We start from the raw sequence: 21,376 nt of genomic DNA on the forward strand, positions 1-21,376 counted from the left end.
CCTGCTGAAACCCTCAAACGGAGGCATAACCTGCGCCCCATCGACCTGGCCCGGGAACACGGATTGTCCGCCCAGGCGATCCGCAATTACGACGACGCCGGAGTGCTGCCGCCGACCGCGCGCAGCGACTCCGGCTACCGGCTCTACACGCCCGTGCACGCGCACGCGCTGCGCGCCTTCCTCGCCTTGCGCGGCGGGCACGGGCATCAGCGTGCCGTCGACATCATGCGGGCGGTCAATCGCGGCGATATCGCATCCGCCTATCGCCTCATCGATTCCACCCATGTGGAACTGCTCGCCGAACGCGGGACCCGTACCGAGGTCGCGGCCGCACTGGGCGCGCTGTCGGCTTCCGCGCCCACACCCGTGCCGGGCCCGCCGCTGACCGTGGGCGAACTCGCCCGCCGTCTCGGATTGCATCCGGCGACGCTGCGCACCTGGGAAACCGAGGGCATCCTGCACCCGGACCGCGACCGGGCCACCGGATACCGCCGATACGGCCCGGACTGTGTGCGCGATGCCGAGATCGCCCGGCAACTCCGGCGCGGCGGCTACCCGCTGTCGCATGTCGCGCGGTTCCTCGATTCGCTGCGCGCCGCGGGCGGGACCGCGGACCTGAGCGTCTTCCTCGACGCCTGGCAGGATCGGCTGAACGCGCGCGGCCGCAACCTGATCGCCGGTGCCGCCCGGCTCGACGCCTACCTCACCGCCCTCGAAGCGGAGCGGTCACCGTGACGGTTCGTCGTCCTCGGGATGCAGCAACCGCTGCGGTCCCGCCCCGCGCGCGGCCAGCGCGTCGGCCGGATTGAGCACATAGCAGCGGCGCAGCGACAGGCATCCGCAGCCGATGCAATCGGTCAATTCCCTTTGCAGCTGCTCGATTTCGCGCCGGCGCGCCTCGAGATGGTCGCGCCAGCGCCGCGAGATGCGATCCCAGTCGCGTTTGCCCGGCATGTGATCCTCCGGCAGCGTCGCGAACACCTCGGCCACCTCCGCGAGCGGGATGCCGAGCCGTTTGGCGAACAGCACCAGCGACAACCGGCGCAGCACATGCCGTGGATAGCGGCGTTGATTGCCCGAGGTGCGCACCGCGGTGATCAGCCCCTGATCCTCGTAGAACCGGACCGCCGAGGTGGCCACCCCCGCCCGCCGCGCGAGTTCGCCGATGGTCAGCAGATCGGTGGGCGTCTGTGCCAAAATCGCTCCCTTGACTTCAAGTGAACTTGAAGTTCTAGCGTATCGAATCGTGACCGAGATCCAGACGAACAGCGGTGTGACAGTGGACAACGCACGAGCGGGCGCGGCTGCGGGCACCTGGGGCGAACTGTTCGCCGGGCGGTACCTGGCCTCGGTGTCGATCCTGGCGGGCGGGGTGGCGCTGTACGCCATGAACCTGTACTTCACCGCCGCGCTCATGCCCTCGATCGTCGAAGACATCGGCGGCGCACGGTATTACGCGTGGGTGGCGACCGGGTTCCTGATGGCCGCCGTCATCGCCTCCATGCTGGTCAGCCGGATTCTCGGGGCATCGGGCGCGATGACCGCCTACGTGGTGGGCTACCTGGTGTTCGCGGCGGGCGCGGCGATCAACGCGTCGAGCCCGTCGATGGAACTGCTGATCGCGGGCCGCATCGTGCAGGGCTTCGGCGGCGGCCTCCTGGCCGGACTGGGCTACGCGGTCATCAGAACAGCTCTGCCCGAACAGCTTTGGGGCCGGGCGGCGGGCTTGATCTCGGCCATGTGGGGCGTAGGAACCTTGATCGGCCCCGCGCTGGGCGGCCTGTTCGCCGAACTGGGCCTGTGGCGATGGGCCTACGCGCTGCTCGCGGTCGTGGCGGTGATCCTGACCGCGCTCACCCGGAAAGCCCTGCCGCGCAAGACCGATACCACCGCCGACCGTACGCCGATCCCGGTGCTGTCGCTCTCCCTGCTCACCCTCGGTGCGGGTGCGTTCAGCCTGAGTTCCGCCGTATCACCGGGTCTGCCGACCGTGATCGCACTGGCGGCAGGCGGACTCCTGGTGGCCGCCTTCCTCCTCGCCGAGGCCAACCGCCCGATCCGGGTACTGCCCCGCCTCACCTACACCCGCGGAAACCCGCTCAAATGGGTGTATCTCACCGTCGCCGCCCTGTGCGCCGGCGTCATGGTCGAGAACTTCGTCCCCCTGTTCGGCCAGGAACTCGGCGGCCTCACCCCACTCATCGCCGGCTTGCTCGGCGCGGCCCTGTCCGTCGGCTGGGTGGTCGCCCAGCTCTTCAGCGTCAGCCTCGGCCCCACGGCGGCACGCCGCGCCATCCGCCTCGCCCCGCTCATGCTCACCGGCGGCCTCCTCACCTACGCCCTGCTCCAAACCGCCCACGCCGACACGCCCTCGATAACCGGCTGGGCAGCAGCCCTTTTCATCGCCGGCGTGGGCATCGGCCTGGCCTTCCCGCACCTGAGCATCGCCGCCATGAGCAGCACCACCGACCCCGCCGAAGGCGCCAAGGCCGCAGCCGCCCTCAACACCACCCAGCTCATCGCCTACACGGTCACCTCCGCCCTCGCCGGCACCCTCATCCGCCTGGGCGACAGCTCCCCGGTCCACTCGGTACGGCTGATGGCCGTGGGAATCGCCGCCCTCACCGCCCTGGGCGTCCTCAGTGCCGTTCTGGCCACCCACCGCCACCCGCGGAAGGCACTGTGAGCCAGCCGGATTCAACAGTTCTCTCAATCGGCTTGTCGCCGGGGGAGGTTGGTCGCCGGGAGTCGTAGCTCCCTGAGGCCGGTCGCTCGACAAGATGATCGGTCGCTCGTGCAGGTGTGCCGCTACCCGGCTCCGGCTCTCGCCCAGTCCGGCAGCGGTTCTCGCGCCGCCACCCATTCGGTGGGTATTCCGCGCGTACCGTTCCGGTCGCCGATTCCGGTGCGCGCGGCCACGATTCCGCCGACGATCGCCGCTGTCGTGTCCGCGTCGCCGCCCGCCTCGACGCAGGCGGTGACGGCGGCCGGATAGTCGTCGAGGAAGGTCGCCGCCGCCCAGAGCGTGAAGGGGACAGTGTCCTGCGCGCTGACCTGTGCGCCGTTTCCCAGTTCGTAGGCGGCCTCGGCGACCGAACGGCCGAGCAGTGCGCGGGCTCGGCGGATACCCCGGGCGGTCCTGCCCTCGACCAGGTACGGCTCGACAGCGTCCAGCAATGCGCCCGGTGCGCAAGGGTTTCCGCGGCCGTCGGCGGCGTGGCTCGCTGCGACGGCAACCGCCATCGCGCCCACGATCGCCTCCGGATGCCGGTGTGTCACCTCCGCCGACAGTGCGGCCTGTGCCGCCGCGCGATCCGGATCGCCGGCGTGGAAGGCTCCCAGCGGGGCGACTCGCATGGCCGCGCCGTTGCCCCAGGAACCGTGTCCGTCGAACAGGGCGCCTGCCGCCTCGGACCAGGGCAGGCCGTCGCGGATGCGGTGCAGCACAACGACTGTTCCACCGCTGTAGCCGCGGTAGGGTTCGCAGCGGTCGGCGAAGGTGGCGGCCAGCGCGGTGCGGTCGATATGGCCGCGGGTGCGGAGTTCGGTGTAGACCGAGCAGGCCATCTCGGTGTCGTCGGTCCACTCCCAGGGCGGGGCGGGTGGGCGGCCGGCGGCCAGATCGGGGAAAGAACGTCCGGGGACGAAGAATTGCGCTCCGAGCGCATCACCTACGGACAGACCTTCGAGGCTGTCCCGTGCGAAATCGATTTCCAGGGGCATACGGGTGCCCATGGTGCCAACCGGATTCGCTGCTGGCAAATGCGTCAGCCCGCGGTGGTGTCGGCTGACCTCAGGAAACGATCGAGTGTTTCGGCGAAACCCGGTGCGGCGGCGACGAAATGGCCAGCGCCCGGCGCGACCACTCGCCGCGCGCCCAACGCCGTCGCGAGCCCATCGCAGATGCTCTCCAACGCGGGGGTGTGCCCGCCGGAAGCGACCAGCGCGGGTACCCCGGCCGACCGCAGGGCGGCGAGGTCCGGCCGGGCCTCACCGGGCAGCCGTCCCCCGAGTGCCCGCCGCACCGAGGCTGCGGCCTTCACCGGCAGTTCGCCACTGCCGATTCCGGGCGCTCCCGAGAGAACGAGGAACTCCCGCAACACCTTCGGATCGGCGTCCAGACCGTCGGTCAGCACCATGTCACCCACCTCTTGCAGCCGCGCCACCGCTGGATCCGCCGCGGCCAGGTAGTAGAGCGGCGGTTCGATCAGCGTCAGCGACCGCACGCTGTCCGGCGCGCGCCCGGCTGCCAGCAGCGTGCCGAGTGTTCCGTACGAGTGCGCCACCACGTGCGGCCGCCGGGCCTCGAAGATCGCCGCGAGATCCTCCGCGTCGACCAGGAAATCCTGCCGCCCGTCCACCGCCGCCGGACTCGGCTCGAACCCACGCCGATAGACCCGCACCAGCTTCCACCGCGCGGCCAGCGATTCCGTTCCGGCCCACGTGGTTCCGGGTCCGGCCCCGCCGTGCACCAGCACCACGTCCGGCCCTTGTCCGCGCTCGGCCATCGCGAGAGTGTTCATGAATCCCAGTGTCGGCCTGACGCTCCGGTGCCGGAACACCCCCGGCCGATGAATTTCGCCACGCTACCGATGCCCCCGAATCCGGGGCTTCCCCGGGCAGGTCGGGGGCGCGTACAAGTTCCCCATGAAGGTAAAACGCATCATTTTCACTACCGTCGCGCTGAGCGCCGGTCTCTGCGCCGCCCTGGCTCCCGCCTCCGCCGCCCCGGCGCAACCGGCCGCCTCGGACGTCGAGTGCTACCCCGTCTCGTTCTTCGCGAGCCTGAGCGGCGGCCCCGCCAAATGCTCCACGCGAGATGAATACTGGCAGAACACGATTCGCCAGCTCGGCACCTTCTCCGCGGGTGGCGGCTCCTCCTCCGGAAGCTAGCCCGTCCGCGAGCCCGATCTAGCGCGGAGCCATCCGGATCGCGCCGTCGAGACGGATGGTCTCGCCGTTCAGCATCGGGTTCTCCACGATGTGGCGGACCAGGGCGCCGTACTCGGACGGATCGCCGAGACGGGCCGGGTGCGGAACCTGCTTGCCCAGCGCCGCGATGGCCTCGTCCGGCAGGGTCGCGAACAGCGGCGTGTGGAACAGGCCGGGCGCGATGGTGCAGACGCGAATCTTGAACGACGCCAGGTCGCGGGCCACCGGCAGGGTCAGGCCCACGATGCCGCCCTTGGAGGCGGAGTAGGCGGCCTGGCCGATCTGACCGTCGAACGCCGCCACCGAGGCGGTGTTGACGATGACGCCGCGCTCGCCGTCGGCCTCCTCGGTCTGGGCGATGCGCTCGGCCGCCAGCCGGATCACGTTGAACGTGCCCACCAAGTTAACGTTGATGATCTTGGTGAACGCGTCCAGCGGGAATGCGCCGGTCTTGCCGACGGTCTTGATCGCATTGCCGATGCCCGCGCAGTTCACCGCGATCCGCAGCGTGCCCAGGGCCTGGGCGGCGTCCAGCGCGGCGGTGACGTCCGCTTCGCTGGTCACGTCGCCGGGCGAGAACACCACGCGCTCACCGAGTTCCTCGGCGATGGCCTTGCCGTCGGACGAGGGCAGGTCGATGATGACGACCTTCGCGCCGGCCGAGTGCAGTTCGCGCACCGTGGCCAGGCCGAGTCCCGAGGCGCCGCCGGTAACCACCGCGACGATGTCTGCTGTCTTCACGAAACCTCCAAATGCTTGGTCTTGTTAATGTAGATTCTGCGCAGATCGGACGAAAAGGCACCCCCCGGCGTGGCGTGCACAGGGCGCTGACCGGGCTGCTATCGCGCGCACGCGCGGATTATTAGGAGAGCCTTCCGGCGCGTCGAGTCGTTGGAATCCTGCTTATGCGAGAGAATTTCCGATCGGGACCGTTCTGCTCACGGCGCACCCGGTGACGGTGGCGACGGCTCCCGGCTCGAACCGCAGACGACCTGACCGTCCGACACAACCGACCGCCGAGAGGGTCCGCACCATGCAGCGCGATGTGCCTGGGGACACGGGTTCCGGAGGAATGTTGAAGTCGTACAAAAAAGTCTCGCGCTGGTATCCGGCCCTGGATCCCGCGGCCGAGCCGGCCGCATCCGGTGCGGTCGAGACCGATACCGGTTCCGGCGACGCCGAATTCGGCGCCGACACCGGCCCGGCCCGCTATCCGCACTACATCCAGGACGACGAACCCGAGCTCGACATCCCGCCCGTGCCGGAGTCGCTGCTGCGCCGCAATCAGCACTTCAGCGGGGCGTGGTCGGACTGGATGACCGGCCGTGAAACCGACTCGTACGCACCGCGAGTGCGCTACCGCGGCGCCACGGTCGTGGAATTCCCCAGTGACACCGGCGAATCCGCCGAACTCACCGCACCTGCCGAACCCGCCGGGGATCGCGCGTCGGCACTGCTGGACGCCGTCGACGACGACCCGGTCCCGCCGCCCGGGAACGCCCGGGGCAGACGGCTTCTCGTGCTCGCCTTCCTGATCTTCGCTGTGCTGTTGCTAGCCGTCGTCGGGGGAGTTGCTCTATATGTGCTGAACTCCCACGGCGGCACCGCGCAATCCATCGGCACCGTCGCGGGGGATGCGCGTTTCGACTCGAGCCACGCCGGAGCGGCGTACAACGAAATGACGGCCACGATGAAGATCGGCGACCATATTCCTGCCGCGCGCATCCCGGCCGGATAAGAGGAGAGCTGAGACGATGGATCAGGACTGGAGCCGCTGGCTCGACGAAGTGCCCGAATCGGGTGAATCGTCGAGTCCCGCCGCGCGTTCCAAGGCTCCGGTGGTACGACTGCGCAAACGCCGCGGCGACTCCGGCGACACCGCGCCGGCGCAACGGCCGATCCTGGTGGTGGGCGGGTGCGGCGGCGCCGGCACCACCACCACCGCGCTGGGCCTGGCGGGCGAGATCGCCGCGGCCGGTATCCAAACGGTTGCCGTGGACGGCACTTTCGCGGGCAGCGACCTCGCGTTGCGCGGCGCGGACGAGCATTTGAGCCCGATCAGCCTGCAATCGTGGCTCTACGGGCGTGGTGACGGCGAACCCGCGCCGCTCAAGGAATGTCTCTCCCGCGCCACCTCCGGCATCGGGTTGTTGTGGCGCGATCCGGCGCCGTTGCGTCGTCGCGCAACCTACCTCACGATCGCGCGCGCCATCGACGAATCCGGATACACGGCCGTGTACGACGGCGGCAACCCGATCGCGAGCCGCCATCTGCGCCCGCTGCTGGAGGACTCCGATATCGCACTGGTGCTGTCGATCCCGGCCCGCGCCGACGCCGCCAACCGGCTGCGCGTCACCCTCGAGTGGCTCGACGACCAGTTCGGCGGGCAGGGCGAGGGTCAGGGCGGCGGAATTGTCGGCGACACCACGATCGTCGTCTCACACCAGTTGCCGGGCAATGATTCTCGGGTCGCTGACCATTTGCGGGAGCACCTCGACGGCTGGGTGGCCGACATTCGCGAGATCCCCTACGACCCGCACCTCGCGCGCGGAGAACTGGTGCGGCACAGCAACCTCGCGGCCGAGACACGCCGCGCGTATCGCCGCCTGCTTGCTGGAGTGGCATCATGACCGCAGCCATGAACGACCACCAGACCAGCAAGGCCGCAACCGCCATGGCGGCCGGAGTCGTGCCGCCCCCCGAAACCCGCCGCGCACCCATCTGGGACCGGCCCGTACCCGGCGGTGGCCGCGCACCCCTGGTGTGGCTGCTCGGCGTGCACGGCGGCGCGGGCGCGACCACCCTCGCGCACGTCCTCGCCCCCGCCGCCGACGCCTACCGGCGCTGGCCGGGCGTCTTCGAACGTGAATCACCCTTCGTAGTCCTGGTCGCCCGCGAGACCATCGCCGGACTGACCCGCGCCCACGACCTGCTGCGCCAGCATCACGCCGGCCTCGCGGGACCGTGCGAGGTGCTGGGCCTGGTGACGGTCGCGGCGCGCCCGGGCCGGATTCCCGCCGAGATCCGCCGCTATCGCGATGTGGTCGGGTCATTGGCGGGTCAGGTGTGGCAGGTCGAGTGGCACGAGGAGTGGACGCTGGTCGAAGCCGACCAGTTGCCCGTCTGGTCGCCCGGCGACGCCGTACCGCAGCAGCGCAAGCGGAAAACCGATGCGCTGGCCGAGATCACCCCGGATATGCGCGAACTGGGCGCGGGCATCGTGGCCGCCGTCCAGGACGCGCTCGACGCGCCCCGGCTCGACGAGCCGGGCCGTCAGGAGTGATCATGTATCCAACTGGAATGCTCTGTGCGCGAACAAGTTCCCGGGTTCCGGGACCGGAAGGACCTTTACCTCTAGGAGTTGTCGGAGCCGGTCGGCCGGTGACCGGCGAATTTGTTACTAGCAGTTCGCTTTTGGAGAAGGACAGACAATGAGCATGCTCCTCGCCGCCGCACACGACGTGTACGGCACCATCCTCGCGCAGGGGGTGGGCAATCCGACCCCCGAAGCTCCGCCCGCATCCGAAAAACTCATGAAGCTAGTGCGCTACTTCACCTGGTTCGTATTGCTGTCGGGAATCTTGGGCATCACCTACGCGGGCGGCCGCTTCGCGTGGGAGAAGTGGACAGGAGGCGGTTTGGAATCCCCGAAGATGGTGGCCGGAGCCATGATCGGTGGGATCGTGGCGACCAGTGCGGGAACCATCATGAATGCCGTGATCACCTAATGCCACCCGCCGTGGTGCTACTCGCCTACAAACAGATGCCGGCCGACGTGCTGCGGCCCATCATGCAGCTGATCGACTGGCTGCTGTGGTGCGTACTGCTGCTGTGCATGGCCTGGATGATCGTGTCGGCCGGGCGGATGTGGTACACGTTCCGCAATGCCGAGTGGGCCGAGAACGACGCAACGCACGGGGTGGTGATGAGCCTGCTGGGCGCGATCATGGCGTCGTCGGCCAGCGGCATCGCGCTCGCCCTGCTGCCCACCTGAGGCGCGGTCGCCGCCCTTGACCCCGGAAGCCCCGTTTTCCGACATGCACATCGAATTTCCTGCTGACACAACACCCTTGGAGGCGCTGCGATGAGCGAGAAGGAGTCGCCCGAGCGCGACCGCGTCTCGTTCGGCGTCATCGCCTCGGCGGCCGTGGTGGTGCTCATCATCATCGTGGGCGTCGTGATGTACATCGGGCGTGACGACAGTAAACCCAAAGCACAGGGCGAAGGGTCGGTTTCGGTATCCGCGGATCCCGGCGCCACCGGATTCGCCTCGCCCGAGGTGGACCTGTTCGGCCGTCGCGTCGATGTTCCCAACAACACCGCCGGGCAGCCGCTGCCACAGGATCCGTCCAGACAGCGCAAGCCGTCCGACGCCGACTGGCTCACCGCCGCCCCCGCCGGGACGACGGACGCGCACGGCTGGCAGCGGGTCTACGGGGCGTCGGTGCCCTTCTCCACCTCCGACGGTCCCACCCGGCTGGAAAACGGTCTGGCCGTGGGCTATTCGCACACCCCGCAGGGGGCGGTGCTGGCCTCGGCGCAGATCACCTACCGGCTCAATGCCAGGCCCGCCGACCGTGAACTGTACGTGCGGCAGGTCCGGGTGTCGGCCCAGCAGGTCACCGCCTACGACCAGGCGCTGGCCGAATCCCGGCTGCCGAAGCAGCAACCCGAGAAGGTGACCCGATACCTGGTGGCCCCGGATGCCTTCCAGGTCGAGAACTACGCCGACGACATGGCCATCGTGCGGCTCGCCGCGCGCGGGCCCGTGGTGGAGAACCGTCAGCTGTGGGCGGCGGTCCGGCTGATCATGGTGTGGGACGCCGGCGATTGGCGGCTCAAGCCCTCGACCTCCAAGTCCTCCCAGACCGACTACGTGGATTCGCTTGCGGGGTGGACGAAATGGTGACAACCGTGATCCGGCGCAACGCAAACCTGAATAACGTGGCATTGCGACCCATCGAGAGGTGGATTTCATGCTGAGGCGCATACTCACGATCTTCGCGGTCGTGTTCACCGTCATGCTCGCTACTCCGACGGTGGCCTACGCGCAGTACGGCTTCGACTCGGCCTGCAACGAATTACACGACTCGCTCGACGGTCTCGGCATCCCGGGCATCTCGCTCGGCGACGCCGCTTCGGCCGCGTGCAAGGCCGGCAATGTGGCCACCCATCCGGGTGACGCCGCGGCCACCGTGCGCGACAAGGCGTGGGACTCCACCTTCGGCAAGGTGGTGGACTCGCTGATGAGCGGTCTGGGCGAGGCGCTGATCCTCGCGCTGACCTTCTGGATGAAGGTGCCCAACGAGAGAATCAGCGATACCGGGGCGCTATTCACCAAGATCAACGACTACACCTATCAAGCGCAGATATTGCTCTTGATGGTGTCGGTCATCATCTCCGGAGCCCGGCTCGCCGAAGCCAGACGCGGCGCCGCGGTCAGTGAGGCCGCCGAATCCTTCCGCATGTTCGCGCGCGTCATCTTCAGCTCCTGGATGCTGGGCGCGGTGGTGGTGGCGGGCACCCAGGCCTCGGACAAGTTCTCCGAATGGGTGATCAACGACGCCACCGACGGCAATGCCAAGGACCTGGCCGAGCTGATGGTGAAAACCTCCAGCCTGCAAGCGTTCTCGCCGGGCCTGGTGCTGATCATCGCCATCGTCGGCCTGCTCGGGGCGCTGGCGCAGATCGTGCTGGCCATCGTGCGGCAGGGGCTGCTGGTCGTCGCGGCGGGCGTATTGCCCTTGGCGGCGGCGGCTTCGGGCACGGCCACCGGTAAACAGTCCTATCCCAAGCTGATCAGCTGGATCATCGCGTTCATGCTGTGGAAGCCGGTGGCGGCCATCGTGTACATGATCGCCTTCACCACCGCCGGGCACGTGGACGACCTGACCACGGCGGGCACGCTGCCCGACGCGGATCAGGCGCAGCGGATGCTGGTGGCGCTGGTGCTGCTGTGCAGCGTGGCGTTCGTGCTGCCCGCGCTCATGCGACTGGCCACCCCCGCGGTCGCCATCGTGGGTAGCGGCGGTTCCGGTTTGACCGCCACCACCGGCACATTGGTGGGTATCGCGGCGCTCGGCGCGGTCGGTACGCGTGCGGTCGCGCCGCGCGCCACGGCCGGAAACGCCGGCTACGTGGGTGGTCCGGGCCGGCGCGGACCCGGCGGGCCCGGCGCTCCCGGACCGCGCGGCGGCGGCGGACGGCCGGTGCCCCCGCCCCGCCCGGGTGGCGGCGGCGGAGGCGCGGGTGCGACACCCGCCGGGAATCCCTCCGGCGGCGGAGGCGGCGCAGTACCGTCGGGCGCGGCGCGCGCGGCGAATCGCGTCGCACAGGTCCGGGCCGCGACCGCGAGCCTGAACCGCGCCGACGAACGCATGGGCGATATCGCCGGAGACCGCTGGGCCAACCGTTCACCCGACCTCGGTAGGAGCACCATCCCGCGATGACCATGACCGACACCTACGAGCGGCGCTCGTACGGCCTGTGGCAGAAGCCCCGCAGCGCAGGACTTTTCGGCCTGCGCTGGGGTGAGACCGTGGTCGGGTTCGCGGTGGTGATCACCGCGCTGCTCACGGCGCTGGTGGCGGGGCCGAAACCGGCCCTGTTCGTCGCGGGCTTCGGTCTGGTCGTGATGGTTCCACTGGTGTGGCGGACCGGGGGACGCTCCGGCTACGAGACGGGATTGATGATGTTCCATTGGTTGCGCGGACGGAACAAGGGCGAGCACGTCTATCGAGGCGGGCGGTTCTCCCGGATTCCCGGCGGCGTCACGCGGCTGCCCGGATTGATGGCGCCGTCGCGGCTGTACGAAGGCGTGGATGCCGGCGGGTATCAGTTCGGCATGATCCATCTGCCCCAATTCGGGCAGTACACCGTGGTTTTGCGGGCCTGGCCGCAGGGGCACGAGGCCGTCGATCAGCCGGTCATCGATCGCTGGGTCGGGGCGTGGGGCAACTTCCTGGCCTCGCTGGGGCAGACCTCCGACATCGTGGCGGTGGTGCCGGTGATCGACACCGTGCCCGAGACCGGCAACCGGTTGCTCACCGAGGTCGCCACCATCACCCGGCCGGAAGCGCCGGATCTGGCGCAGCAGGTCATGTACGAGCTGGCCACCGAATTGCCGCAGGAGCGGGTGCAATTGCTGCCGCGGGTGGCCATCACGTTCAAGGCGACCACGGCCGAGCGGCGCAAGAATCCCGCCGAGGAAGCGGTCGAGATCGGGCGCCGGTTGCCCGGCATCTGCGCCGCTCTCGCCGAGGCCGGTGTGCGGTGCCAGCCGATGTCGGCCGAGGACGTGATCTCGTTCATTCGCCGCAGTTACGATCCGGCGGCGCAGGCCGATCTCGAGGTCGCGGCGGGGGAGCCCGGCGGGCACGGGCTGGATTGGGCCGACGCGGGGCCGGTTTCGCACGAGGAGCGCTGGGACCACTTCATTCACGACGGTGGCCGGTCGGTCACCTGGGAGATGGATACCGCGCCGGAAGGCGCGGTGGACGAGCGCGTGCTGCAGCGTCTGCTGGCGCCGAATCCCGAAGTGCCGCGCAAGCGCATCGCCATCGTCTACCGGCCGCACTCGGCCGGTGACGCCGCGCAGATCGTGGACGACGACTACAAGAACGCTTTGGTGGCACAGCAATCCGAGCGCGGCGTGGTGTCCGCGGCCGCGACCCTCCGGGTCGGCGCCACCCAGCAGGCCCGTGAGGAGCAGGCGCGCGGCCACGGCGTCACCCGTTTCGGCGCCCTGGTGACCATCACCGAGCCGTTGCGCGGCGACCTGCCGCGCATCGAGGCCATCACCCGCGACCTGTCCACCCAGGCGCGCCTGAAGATCCGGCGCTGCTACCGCTACCAGGGCGCGGCCTTCGCCGCCTCCCTCGGCTGCGGCGTCATCCTCCCCGAACACGCCACGATCCCGAAAGCCCTCGCAGGGTGATCCGCCATGCCACGTGACCCCGAACCCCCGGTGCGCGAACGCGATTCGGCCCCGCCGGCCCGCCGCAGCGCCCGCCGCGACATCCCCCCGATCGAGCCCGTCGACCGGTTCCCCGGCGACCCCGAACCCGACCGCCCGGCCCCCTCCCGCCTGGTCCGCGACGAACACCGCCCCCGCAAAGGCACCCTCCCCGACCGCCGCATGCTCCGCCGCGACCCCCTCCCCGAACCGGAGCCGGACCCGGCGGAGCCGGCCGCCCCCGATGCCGCCGGCGCGGCGAAAACCGGTGCCGGCGACACCGATTCGCGTTCGCCGTCCCGCGACCGCGGCCCCTGCACCCCCGGCGACGACTGCGCCCGCCACGGCCACGACGCACCCACCGACGCCGCTCCCGCGGACCGGCCCGGGACCACCCAGCGCGCCTCCGGCGACCGCGCCCGGCAGCGCCCCGGCACGGGTGCCGTCCAGCGCACATCCCGCCCGGAGCCCGCGCTCCCCTACGAGCGCACCCGCTCCCAGTCGGAAGCGTCACCAGCTCAATCGGATCAGACCGCGGTCTCCCGCCCGGCCCGTCGCCCCAGCCTGCCCTCCCTCCCGCCGATACTCCCCGACCCGGCGGTCACCCCGAGCCCCACCGAATCCACCGGAACCGGCTCCATCACAGACGATTCACGTCGGAGCACGCGTCGCCCGGGCGACGACACCGGTCGAGCCGCCACGCGTCGAGCCCAGGCTCCCGAAGCCACCCCACCCGCGGAAATCCGGCGCGGCACCTCCCCGGTGGATGGCCCCGGATCCCTTCGCGAGCGGTCCGTAGAAGCCGCCCGCCGCTCCGAACGCGCCCGCTCGGCAGCAGTCGGCCACCCGGAAACCGACTCCCCGCCCGACAGATTCGCGCCGCGCCCCCCTTCGCTGGAGGCGGCGCGCCCGTCCGTGCGGTTCGTCACGCCGGACTCGACGGCGCCCGAGGGTCCTTCCGACAACGTCACGGATTCGCCGGACGACCCAGCGCCACATCGAGATCCGGCCCGTCGCATGCCCGAACGGCCGCGCGTAGCCGAGGCGTATGAGGCTGGGCCCGGTGACGCAGCACCCACCGTGGAGCCGGTTCAGTCGTCCGGACGTTCTCGCATTCCGGGTTCGCCCGGGCACGATGCTGTGGGAACCGCGCAGCAAGCGGTCGCACAGCGGGCCGTCGCCCCGGACACCACGTCCGGCAATGCCGCCCGGCGTGACTCGGCGACCGATGCGCAAGACGCGGCCGGGCGCACGAGCAGGGAAACGGCAGACGCAACCTCGGATTCGGTGGACGAACGTCGCAACTCGTCGGAGCCGGTAGGTACCCGGCGGCCATCCGCTGGAGCGGATGACGACCCCCGCGACCGGGCGGCCGGACCGACCCGGAATGCCACTGCGGCGGGGGCAGCCGCCCCGACACGCCCGTCCGGCCAGTTCGACTCGTCGGATTCTGCGGCTGAGGGCCCTTCCCGCAAAGTCACGGATTTGCCGGACGACCCAGCGCCACCTCGAGATCAGGCCCGCGGCCTGCCCCAAGGCGCGCATGCCGCAGAGGAACAAGCGGCTGTGCCCGGTGACGCGACATCCACCGTGGAACCGGCTCAGTCGTCCGGACGGTCTCGCATCCCGGACGCGGCCGTGGACGAGGCTGCGGTGTCGGCGCGGCTGCGGAATCCGGACACTCCGGGAGCGGAACAGGCGCGGTCGGCCGGCGTGAGCACGGTGGGCGATGGAAATACATCCGCGGATCAGGCGCAGACGCGGCGTCCGGGTTCCGGGCGCGTGGACGAGAGTTCGCTGTCGGGTGACGGAGCCGAGGCCGAACGGGCTTCGCGGTCGATGAGTGTGGCGGCTGAAGCGCTGGCGGCGCTGGTTGATTCGGCCACGGAAGCTGGGTTGCAGCAGGACGAATCGGAGGAACGCGCGGCGGAACTCTTTGCCGGTGCTCCCGAATCCGAGGTTCAGTCTGTCGAACTGAGTGCCGGCCAGTCGGCTTCGGTGGTGGCGGGTAGGAATTTGGAGCAGCGCGCCGAGCCGGGATCGCCGGAGGCGTCGGTGCAGGACGCGCGAGATCGTGGCGAGCCACGGGCCGGTGGTGACATTGCCGATCACCGGATAGCGCAGGCTCCGGAGGATATGTCGGAAACCGATGCGTCAGTATCGGATTCGGCCGTCGCGGAGCGTGACCACGGTGTGCGGGTAGATGCCGCGCGGGATGCTGAGGTGCTCGACCGGGGTTCGGAGGTTGCCGGCCGGGTGGGTGTGGTCGGTGCGGGTGAATCGGAGCGCGGACTCGCGCGCCGTGTGGAGTCTGGTGGTGACGGGACTTCGCGCGGGTCGGAACTGGCCGAGGGGGATCGGATGGACCGGGAGCTAGGGCGTGGGTCGGATGCTGTGACGGCCGGGCGTGAGCCGGAAGGCGCCGGGGCGGAACGGCGTCGGGCCGGGACTGCCGAGAGTGGTGAGCGGCGGGCCGGGCGGGATCGGGCGCGTTCGGATGACGGCGGTGAAAACGGTGTGGAGGGTCGTGGTGGGCGTGAGCTCGCGCGGCGGACCGCGCCGGGTGAAATCGCTACGCGCGGTGGGGAATCGGGGGTGCGTGGGCGACGGGACGAGCCGGGGGATCGGGTGCGGCGTACGGAGTCGGCGGCTGGGCGGGGGGACGGCGCGGCTTCCGAGACCGACCGGTCGCGACGGGTTGATGACCGTGGGGCACGTGGACGGCGCGCGGAGGAAGTGGGTGCGCGGACCGGTGTGGTGAATCGCGATGGCGCTGACACGACTTCCGTTCGTGACGGACGCGGTGCGGATGGGGCTTCTGTTCGCGATGGACGCGGTGCCGGTGGAGCCTCTGTTCGCGACGGATTTGGTGCGGGTGGGGCTTCTGGTCGTGGCGGGCGCGGTGGCGATGCGGCTTCCGGGCGTGAGGGTGAGGCGGGGCGGGAGCGGCGGCGTGAGGAGCCGGGTGGGCGGGGGACGCGGCGTGGGGACGGCGAGGGCCGGGCTCGGCGGGCGGATTATCAGTCGGAAGGGCGGACGCCGGGGGAGCATGGCGTGCGTGGGCGGGGGGAGCGGACCGGTGGCGTCGAGGGGGAGGTCGGCGGAGAGGGGCAGCGGGGCAGGGGAACCGGGCGCGGGCGGCCGACGGATGCCGACCCGGTGCATTTGGGGGTGCGCGCTGCGCCGGGGCGGACTCGGCGGTCTCGGACCGAGGAGGAGGCGAACGAGGCGGGGCGGAGCCGGGCCGGGCGCAGCGAGCGGAGCGGCCCGGAGGAACGGGCTCGGCGTGCGGATGAGCGCGGGCGGGGCGGGGCGCGAAAGAGCAAGGGGGAGCAGGCTCGGATCGCGAAGGAGCAGGTAGCCGAGGATCGGGCGGCGAAGAAGGCGGCGGCTCAGAAAGCCGCGGCGCGGCGGAAGGCCGAGCGCAAGAAGCAGTCCGGGCCGAAGCTGCTGGACGACGCTACGCGGGCGAAGCTGGAGGTCACGGCGCGGGAGGGGAGCGGGCTCAAGGCGGCTTGGGCTACGTTCCGGATTCATACCGACGACCTGCGGCGCCGGAACTTCGCGGCGCGGGCCGAGCGGCTCGAGTACGGCAGCTTCGACGAATTCGACCGGACCACAGCGCAACTCACCGATCGCGGATACACCGGGGCCGGCGGCGGACGGATGAACGTGGTGGGGCGGCCGGTGGAGTACCGGGCCACCACCGCTCAGGTGGCCGGACTGTGGCCCTGGTCGGTGGGCGCCGGTGCGCCGCTGATCGGTACACCGCTGGGCTCGCACCTGCATACGGGCGCGCCGGTCTGCTTCGACCCGATGAACTGGTTCATGCGCGGCAGCTTCATCACCGCGCCGAGCCTTTTCGTCCTGGGCCTCAACGGTTTCGGCAAGTCCTCGCTGGTGCGCCGCATCGTGCTCGGCGGTGTGGCACAAGGGATCACCCCGCTGGTGCTGGCCGACGTCAAACCCGACTACCGCAAACTGGTGGAGCTGGTCGGCGGCCAGGTCATCGACCTGGGTTACGGCTACGGCAAATTGAATCCGCTGGCCGCCGGCGTGCTCGGCTCCATCGTCCCGCTGCTGGGCGACCACCCGGAACTGCGCACCCAGGTCATGCAGGAACTGCGTGCTCGGCAGGTGACCCTGGTCGCCGGCCTGGTGGAACTGGTGCGCGGGGCGCGCGTGCGCGACTTCGAGGAAACCCTGGTCTCGACCGGCCTGCGCATCCTCTACCGGGACGGCAGCCGGTTCACCCCGGAACACCCGCCCATCCTGGAAGACCTCCTGGAGGTCATCGTGGCGGGCGGCGACGAACTGCAGCTCGACGCCGGCGCCGACAACCCGGACGAATACCAGAACGCCATCAAGGGCCTGCGCCGCTCGCTGCGCGCCCTCACCCAGGGCCCGTTCGGCGCGATCTTCAACGGTCACACCACGACTCCCATCGACACCAATTCGACCGCGGTCTGCATCGACGTCTCGCACATCCCGAACGGCGACAAGAAACTCAAGGCCGCCGTCATGCTGGCCTGCTGGGCCGACGGTTTCGCCTCGGTGGAAGCCGCGCACGTGCTCGCCGACGCCGAACTCGGCCCGCAGCGCTACTTCCAGGTGGTGATGGACGAGCTGTGGCAGGTGCTCGGCCTCGGCGACTTCATGGTCGATCGCGTGGACGAGCTGACCCGTCTGCAGCGCGGTATCGGCACCGCGCTCATCATGATCAGCCACACCATCAAGGACCTCCAGGCCCTGGGCAGCGAAGCCGCCATCGCCAAGGCGCTCGGCTTCCTGGAACGCGCCCGCGCCAAGATCTTCGGCGCGCTCCCGGCCGAGGAGATCTCCCGCTTGGATTCCACGGTTCCCTTCACCAGCGCCGAGGAGGATATGGTGACCAGCTGGTCCGCGCCGCAGGCGCTCACCGGTGAAGCGCTCAAACCCGGCCAGACCCGCCCGCCCGCTCCGGGCACCGGCAAATTCCTGCTCAAGATCGGTGAGGATCGCCGCCCGGGCATCCCGTTCCACATGGAGTTCACGCTCTCGGAGAAGGAGAGCGGAATCCACGACACCAACTCGCGTTTCAGCGAATTCGGCGGTACCGGCGAACCGGAGTACGCCGGCGACGGCGCGGACGAGGGGAGTGGCGCATGATGCCGCATCGGTCCTACCGAAGAGTCTCGCCGGAGGTCCGGCAGGCCGCGGTCGAACAGGTGATCGCGCTGACCGGGAAACTCCGCTCGGAATCGGAGGCATGCCGGGTGGTCGCCGACCAGATCGGCGTGCACACCAATTCGGTGCGCAACTGGGTCCGCGCCGCCGAGAGCCCCGGCCTGGAACGCATGGACGCGATCGCCTTGCGCCGCAAGGTGGCCCTGCTGCAACAGCAGCTCGCGGCCGCCGCGGAAATGAACCGCAGCCTGGTGGAAACCATCAACGAAGCCAGTCGCGGCACATGACCCGACCCGATCGAAACGGACACGCCGACGGGGGAAACCCGCTGGTATGGCCCGGGTGTCGGTCCGGACGACTAGCCTGGAAGGGTGGTCCGGCCGCGCGCCCGGAGCATTCGGGACCGGAGCGACGGCGCGTGCCGGGCGGAGTGAATCCGGCGGTGCAACGCACGAACCTGGTGGTGATGCTGGTGGTGACCCTCGCGGTACTGATCACCGCGTGCGGTGGCGGTGGCAGCGATTCGCCGTCTTCGAAATCGGGTGGCGGGCAGGATGTTCCGACCACCACCCGGTTGCTGGAGAATGCCCCCGCGCCCGATCCGGCCTCCGCCGAAGGCGTCGCGGTGGCGGCCCTGCGCGAGATCTACACCTGGAATCCGCCCACCGAAACCCAGAGCTCGTCGCTGGCGCGGGCGCGGAAATGGCTGGGTCCCACGCTGATCCGTACACTGGATACACCACCCACCGGCGCGGAAACGCCGAAGCCCACCCTGCAGTGGTCCAATTGGAGCAAAGCGGGCGCACACATCGAGGCTTTCGCGTTCGCGTCCGGGGAGAAAGCGCCGGCCGGCGCGGATCCGAACCGCCAGCAGTACAAGATCGGTATCGAGCAGACGGTCGTATACCCCGACGGACGGCGCGAAACCCTGCCGCCGGCCACGGTCGTCGCCACCGTCGTACGCACCACCACCGGCGGCTGGCTGCTGGACGAATTCCGTTGAGTGGCAATGACACCGAGCGGCACTGACACACAGGTCATCCCAGGAGGCTAGAGATGGCGAAGAAGAAGGTGACGGATCCGGCTGATCCCGGTCCCGACACCCAACTCCACATGATCTACGCGGGTTTCGCGATTTTCGGAACCCTGTGGTTCGCCCTGCAAGTGGGCAACCTGTTGTCGACTCCGCGCCAGAAGTTCCCGATCAACCCGATCGCCATCGGCGTGGATCTCGCCAAGGGCAAACTGCACTGGCCGATGGCCTCCACCGTCATCGTGGTGCTGGTGATCCTGGCCGCCGTGACCTGGCGGGTGGTCAAGAAGAAGCAGGCCGCGCGCAAGTCCAAGGGGCGACTGCCGGTCGACGACAAGGCCGACTACATGGGCTCCGGCGGCGCGATCAAGGCGCTGACCGAGGAGGGCGTGCGCCAGAAGGCCAAGGATCTGGGCATGCGGCTGGGCCGCGAGGACAATCCGGGCGTACCGATCGGTATCTCGGTGGCCGACGGCATCCAGCTCTACGGCTCGTACGAGGACCTGCAGATCGATATCTGGGGCCCCGCCAGGGCAAGACCACCTCGCGGGTGATCCCGGCGGTGCTCTCGGCCATCGGCCCGGTGATCGTCACCTCCAACAAGCGGGACGTCGTCGACGCCACCCGGGACGTGCGGGCCAAGAAAGGCAGTCCCATCTACGTCTTCGACCCGCAGGGCGTGGCGGTGGACTCGCACGATCTGATCCAGCAGGAGGAACCCAGCTGGTACTGGGATCCGATGGCCTGGATCGACCCGCATCGCCCCGGCTACGAACTGCGCGCGATGAAACTGGCCGGTCACTTCTCCGATGCCGAGGACGGTCCCGGCGGTGGCGGCCAGGGCAGTGACAGCTACTTCGATCCCGAGGCCGAGGACCTGCTGGCCGGTCTGTTCCTGGCCGCCGCGGCCGGCGGGCGGCCCATCACCCAGGTCTGGGAATGGGTCAACAACTGGCAGGACACCGAACCGGTGGAATTGCTACGCCAGGCCGGAATGCATTACATGGCACCGGGTCTCGCGCAGCAGTACAACCTCGACGAACGCACCCGCAGCGGTATCTTCGGCACCGCCAAGGCCATGGTGCGCTGCCTGAAGATGTCCAATATCCATCCGTGGATCACGCCGGGCAACAATCGCAAACCGCTCGACGAACTCGAATTCATCGAGCGCAACGGCACTTTGTACAGCCTCTCCCTGGAGGGCCGCGGTTCGGCCTCGCCGCTGGTGAGCGCGCTCACCGAAGCGGTGGTCGAGGTGGCCATGCGCAAGGCGTCCCGCTCACCCGGTGGGCGCCTGGCGATTCCGCTGCTCGCGGTGCTGGACGAGGCCGCGAACGTGGTGCGCTGGAAGGATCTGCCCAAGCAGTACAGCCACTTCGGCTCGCGCGGCATCGTGGTCATGACGGTGCTGCAGTCCTGGGCGCAGGGTGCGCGCTGCTGGGGTATGGACGGGATGGACGCGCTCTGGGGCGCGGCCAATATCAAGGTGCTGGGTCCCGGCGTGGACGAGGCCAAGTTCCTGCAGGAGCGGTCCGAGGCCATCGGCGAATACGAGAGCATCTCCTCGTCGGTGTCGGAATCCAAAGGCGGCAAGAGCTATTCGCGTTCGCTCGGCTCGTCCAAGACCTTCAACCTGCACGGCCTGGCGACGCTGCCGCACGGCCGCGCCATCGTGTTCTCCTCCGGCGCGCCCGCGGTGCTGATCCGCACCGTGCCGTGGTGGGAGGGCGAATACGCCGAAGAAGTGAAACAGTCGATCATCAACCATGATCCGTCGCCGCGTCAGAAGACGGAGTTCGTCGATCTCCTCAATGAACGGCAGGCGCTGATCCAGGCCGAACCGGCGCAAGTTGCCGCGACAATCGAGGAGGTCCGGCCGCTGTGAACGAGCAGCAGCAACAACCCATGGTCTACGCGAGCGTGGTCGAGTTCGTGGAGAACTACCTGAGCCTGGTGTACCGGCGGCAGGTGACCGACATCAGCGATACCGTGTGGTGCCCCGAGTGGTGGAAGCATGCCGAGGCGGTTGCGCGGCTCGATGCCATGTGGCGGGCGTGGGAGCACTACCGCCTGGACGGCAAAACCGGCCTGTCCGTTTGGTTTTTGGATCACGCCGACCCGCACATGGCGAAGCTCTTCGATCCGAAGGGGCCGTTCAAATACTGCTCGGTCCGTAACGGGCACAAGGACATGCTGACCCCGTTGCCGCTGAAGTCGCCGCAGCAAGGACTCTTCAGTGATCCTACGGTGGGGGACTTCCGCATCTGAGTGCGGTGGTGGAGAAAGATTTC

21 protein-coding genes are annotated in these 21,376 nt (G+C 69.5%); 17 read left to right on the forward strand and 4 right to left on the reverse strand.

Going from position 1 to position 21,376, the window contains the following annotated elements:
• Nucleotides 1-30 precede the first annotated feature (30 nt).
• Nucleotides 31-735 carry a TioE family transcriptional regulator gene (locus LTV02_RS06235; protein WP_233041505.1) on the forward strand — a complete coding sequence of 235 codons (705 nt, stop codon included), beginning with the start codon at nt 31-33 and terminating at the stop codon, nt 733-735.
• On the opposite strand, the gene soxR is transcribed toward LTV02_RS06235, so the two are convergent.
• The gene (soxR, locus tag LTV02_RS06240) at nt 727-1,197 is read right to left on the reverse strand and encodes a redox-sensitive transcriptional activator SoxR (protein ID WP_233038930.1); all 471 of its coding nucleotides are present in this window, start codon (nt 1,195-1,197) and stop codon (nt 727-729) included. The genes LTV02_RS06235 and soxR overlap by 9 nt on opposite strands.
• Nucleotides 1,198-1,246: 49 nt before the next feature.
• Between soxR and LTV02_RS06245 the strand changes: the two genes are divergently transcribed.
• The gene (locus LTV02_RS06245; RefSeq protein WP_233038931.1) at nt 1,247-2,686 is read left to right on the forward strand and encodes an MFS transporter; all 1,440 of its coding nucleotides are present in this window, start codon (nt 1,247-1,249) and stop codon (nt 2,684-2,686) included.
• 122 nt (nt 2,687-2,808) lie between these two features.
• Here LTV02_RS06245 and LTV02_RS06250 read toward each other — a convergent pair whose 3' ends face one another.
• A complete protein-coding gene (locus tag LTV02_RS06250) occupies nt 2,809-3,735 on the reverse strand; it encodes an ADP-ribosylglycohydrolase family protein (RefSeq protein ID WP_233038932.1) in 927 nt (308 codons plus the stop codon).
• A gap of 32 nt (nt 3,736-3,767) precedes the next feature.
• The gene (locus LTV02_RS06255; RefSeq protein WP_233038933.1) at nt 3,768-4,523 is read right to left on the reverse strand and encodes an alpha/beta fold hydrolase; all 756 of its coding nucleotides are present in this window, start codon (nt 4,521-4,523) and stop codon (nt 3,768-3,770) included.
• 124 nt (nt 4,524-4,647) lie between these two features.
• Here LTV02_RS06255 and LTV02_RS06260 point away from each other — a divergent pair, with 124 nt between their 5' ends.
• On the forward strand, nt 4,648-4,893 hold the full coding sequence (locus tag LTV02_RS06260) for a hypothetical protein (RefSeq protein WP_233038934.1): 246 nt from the start codon (nt 4,648-4,650) through the stop codon (nt 4,891-4,893).
• A gap of 18 nt (nt 4,894-4,911) precedes the next feature.
• On the opposite strand, the gene LTV02_RS06265 is transcribed toward LTV02_RS06260, so the two are convergent.
• Nucleotides 4,912-5,673, reverse strand: coding sequence for a 3-hydroxyacyl-CoA dehydrogenase (locus LTV02_RS06265; RefSeq protein WP_067722628.1), 762 nt, complete (start codon nt 5,671-5,673; stop codon nt 4,912-4,914).
• A 334-nt stretch (nt 5,674-6,007) separates the two neighbouring features.
• Here LTV02_RS06265 and LTV02_RS06270 point away from each other — a divergent pair, with 334 nt between their 5' ends.
• The 14 genes from LTV02_RS06270 (at nt 6,008) to LTV02_RS06335 (ending at nt 21,353) form a co-directional block, all read left to right on the forward strand.
• The gene (locus tag LTV02_RS06270; protein ID WP_233038935.1) at nt 6,008-6,670 is read left to right on the forward strand and encodes a hypothetical protein; all 663 of its coding nucleotides are present in this window, start codon (nt 6,008-6,010) and stop codon (nt 6,668-6,670) included.
• 16 nt (nt 6,671-6,686) lie between these two features.
• The gene (locus LTV02_RS06275) at nt 6,687-7,562 is read left to right on the forward strand and encodes a MinD/ParA family ATP-binding protein (RefSeq protein WP_233038936.1); all 876 of its coding nucleotides are present in this window, start codon (nt 6,687-6,689) and stop codon (nt 7,560-7,562) included.
• On the forward strand, nt 7,559-8,215 hold the full coding sequence (locus LTV02_RS06280; RefSeq protein ID WP_067722622.1) for a hypothetical protein: 657 nt from the start codon (nt 7,559-7,561) through the stop codon (nt 8,213-8,215). Before LTV02_RS06275 ends, LTV02_RS06280 begins: the two co-directional genes overlap by 4 nt.
• Nucleotides 8,216-8,363: 148 nt before the next feature.
• Nucleotides 8,364-8,660, forward strand: a complete 297-nt coding sequence (locus LTV02_RS06285; protein ID WP_067722620.1) for a hypothetical protein — start codon at nt 8,364-8,366, stop codon at nt 8,658-8,660.
• A complete protein-coding gene (locus tag LTV02_RS06290; RefSeq protein WP_067722618.1) occupies nt 8,660-8,926 on the forward strand; it encodes a hypothetical protein in 267 nt (88 codons plus the stop codon). The genes LTV02_RS06285 and LTV02_RS06290 overlap by 1 nt, the downstream gene beginning before the upstream one ends.
• 90 nt (nt 8,927-9,016) lie before the next feature.
• A complete protein-coding gene (locus LTV02_RS06295; RefSeq protein WP_233038937.1) occupies nt 9,017-9,841 on the forward strand; it encodes a hypothetical protein in 825 nt (274 codons plus the stop codon).
• A 67-nt stretch (nt 9,842-9,908) separates the two neighbouring features.
• On the forward strand, nt 9,909-11,381 hold the full coding sequence (locus LTV02_RS06300) for a hypothetical protein (protein ID WP_233038938.1): 1,473 nt from the start codon (nt 9,909-9,911) through the stop codon (nt 11,379-11,381).
• A complete protein-coding gene (locus tag LTV02_RS06305; RefSeq protein WP_067723529.1) occupies nt 11,378-12,868 on the forward strand; it encodes an SCO6880 family protein in 1,491 nt (496 codons plus the stop codon). Before LTV02_RS06300 ends, LTV02_RS06305 begins: the two co-directional genes overlap by 4 nt.
• A 3,072-nt stretch (nt 12,869-15,940) precedes the next feature.
• On the forward strand, nt 15,941-18,034 hold the full coding sequence (locus LTV02_RS06310) for a hypothetical protein (protein WP_233038939.1): 2,094 nt from the start codon (nt 15,941-15,943) through the stop codon (nt 18,032-18,034).
• Nucleotides 18,031-18,339: a transposase gene (locus LTV02_RS06315; RefSeq protein WP_067723525.1), complete on the forward strand. Its 309-nt coding sequence runs from the start codon at nt 18,031-18,033 to the stop codon at nt 18,337-18,339. Before LTV02_RS06310 ends, LTV02_RS06315 begins: the two co-directional genes overlap by 4 nt.
• A 155-nt stretch (nt 18,340-18,494) precedes the next feature.
• Nucleotides 18,495-19,055: a hypothetical protein gene (locus tag LTV02_RS06320; RefSeq protein WP_233038940.1), complete on the forward strand. Its 561-nt coding sequence runs from the start codon at nt 18,495-18,497 to the stop codon at nt 19,053-19,055.
• A gap of 53 nt (nt 19,056-19,108) precedes the next feature.
• Nucleotides 19,109-19,639, forward strand: coding sequence for a hypothetical protein (locus LTV02_RS06325; protein ID WP_233038941.1), 531 nt, complete (start codon nt 19,109-19,111; stop codon nt 19,637-19,639).
• Nucleotides 19,636-20,970, forward strand: coding sequence for a type IV secretory system conjugative DNA transfer family protein (locus LTV02_RS06330; RefSeq protein WP_233038942.1), 1,335 nt, complete (start codon nt 19,636-19,638; stop codon nt 20,968-20,970). The genes LTV02_RS06325 and LTV02_RS06330 overlap by 4 nt, the downstream gene beginning before the upstream one ends.
• Nucleotides 20,967-21,353 (forward strand): DUF4913 domain-containing protein, encoded by a 387-nt coding sequence (locus LTV02_RS06335; protein ID WP_233038943.1) that lies wholly within the window; start codon nt 20,967-20,969, stop codon nt 21,351-21,353. Before LTV02_RS06330 ends, LTV02_RS06335 begins: the two co-directional genes overlap by 4 nt.
• Nucleotides 21,354-21,376: the final 23 nt, after the last annotated feature.

The sequence above is a fragment of the Nocardia yamanashiensis genome (genome assembly GCF_021183565.1).
GTDB lineage: Bacteria > Actinomycetota > Actinomycetes > Mycobacteriales > Mycobacteriaceae > Nocardia > Nocardia yamanashiensis.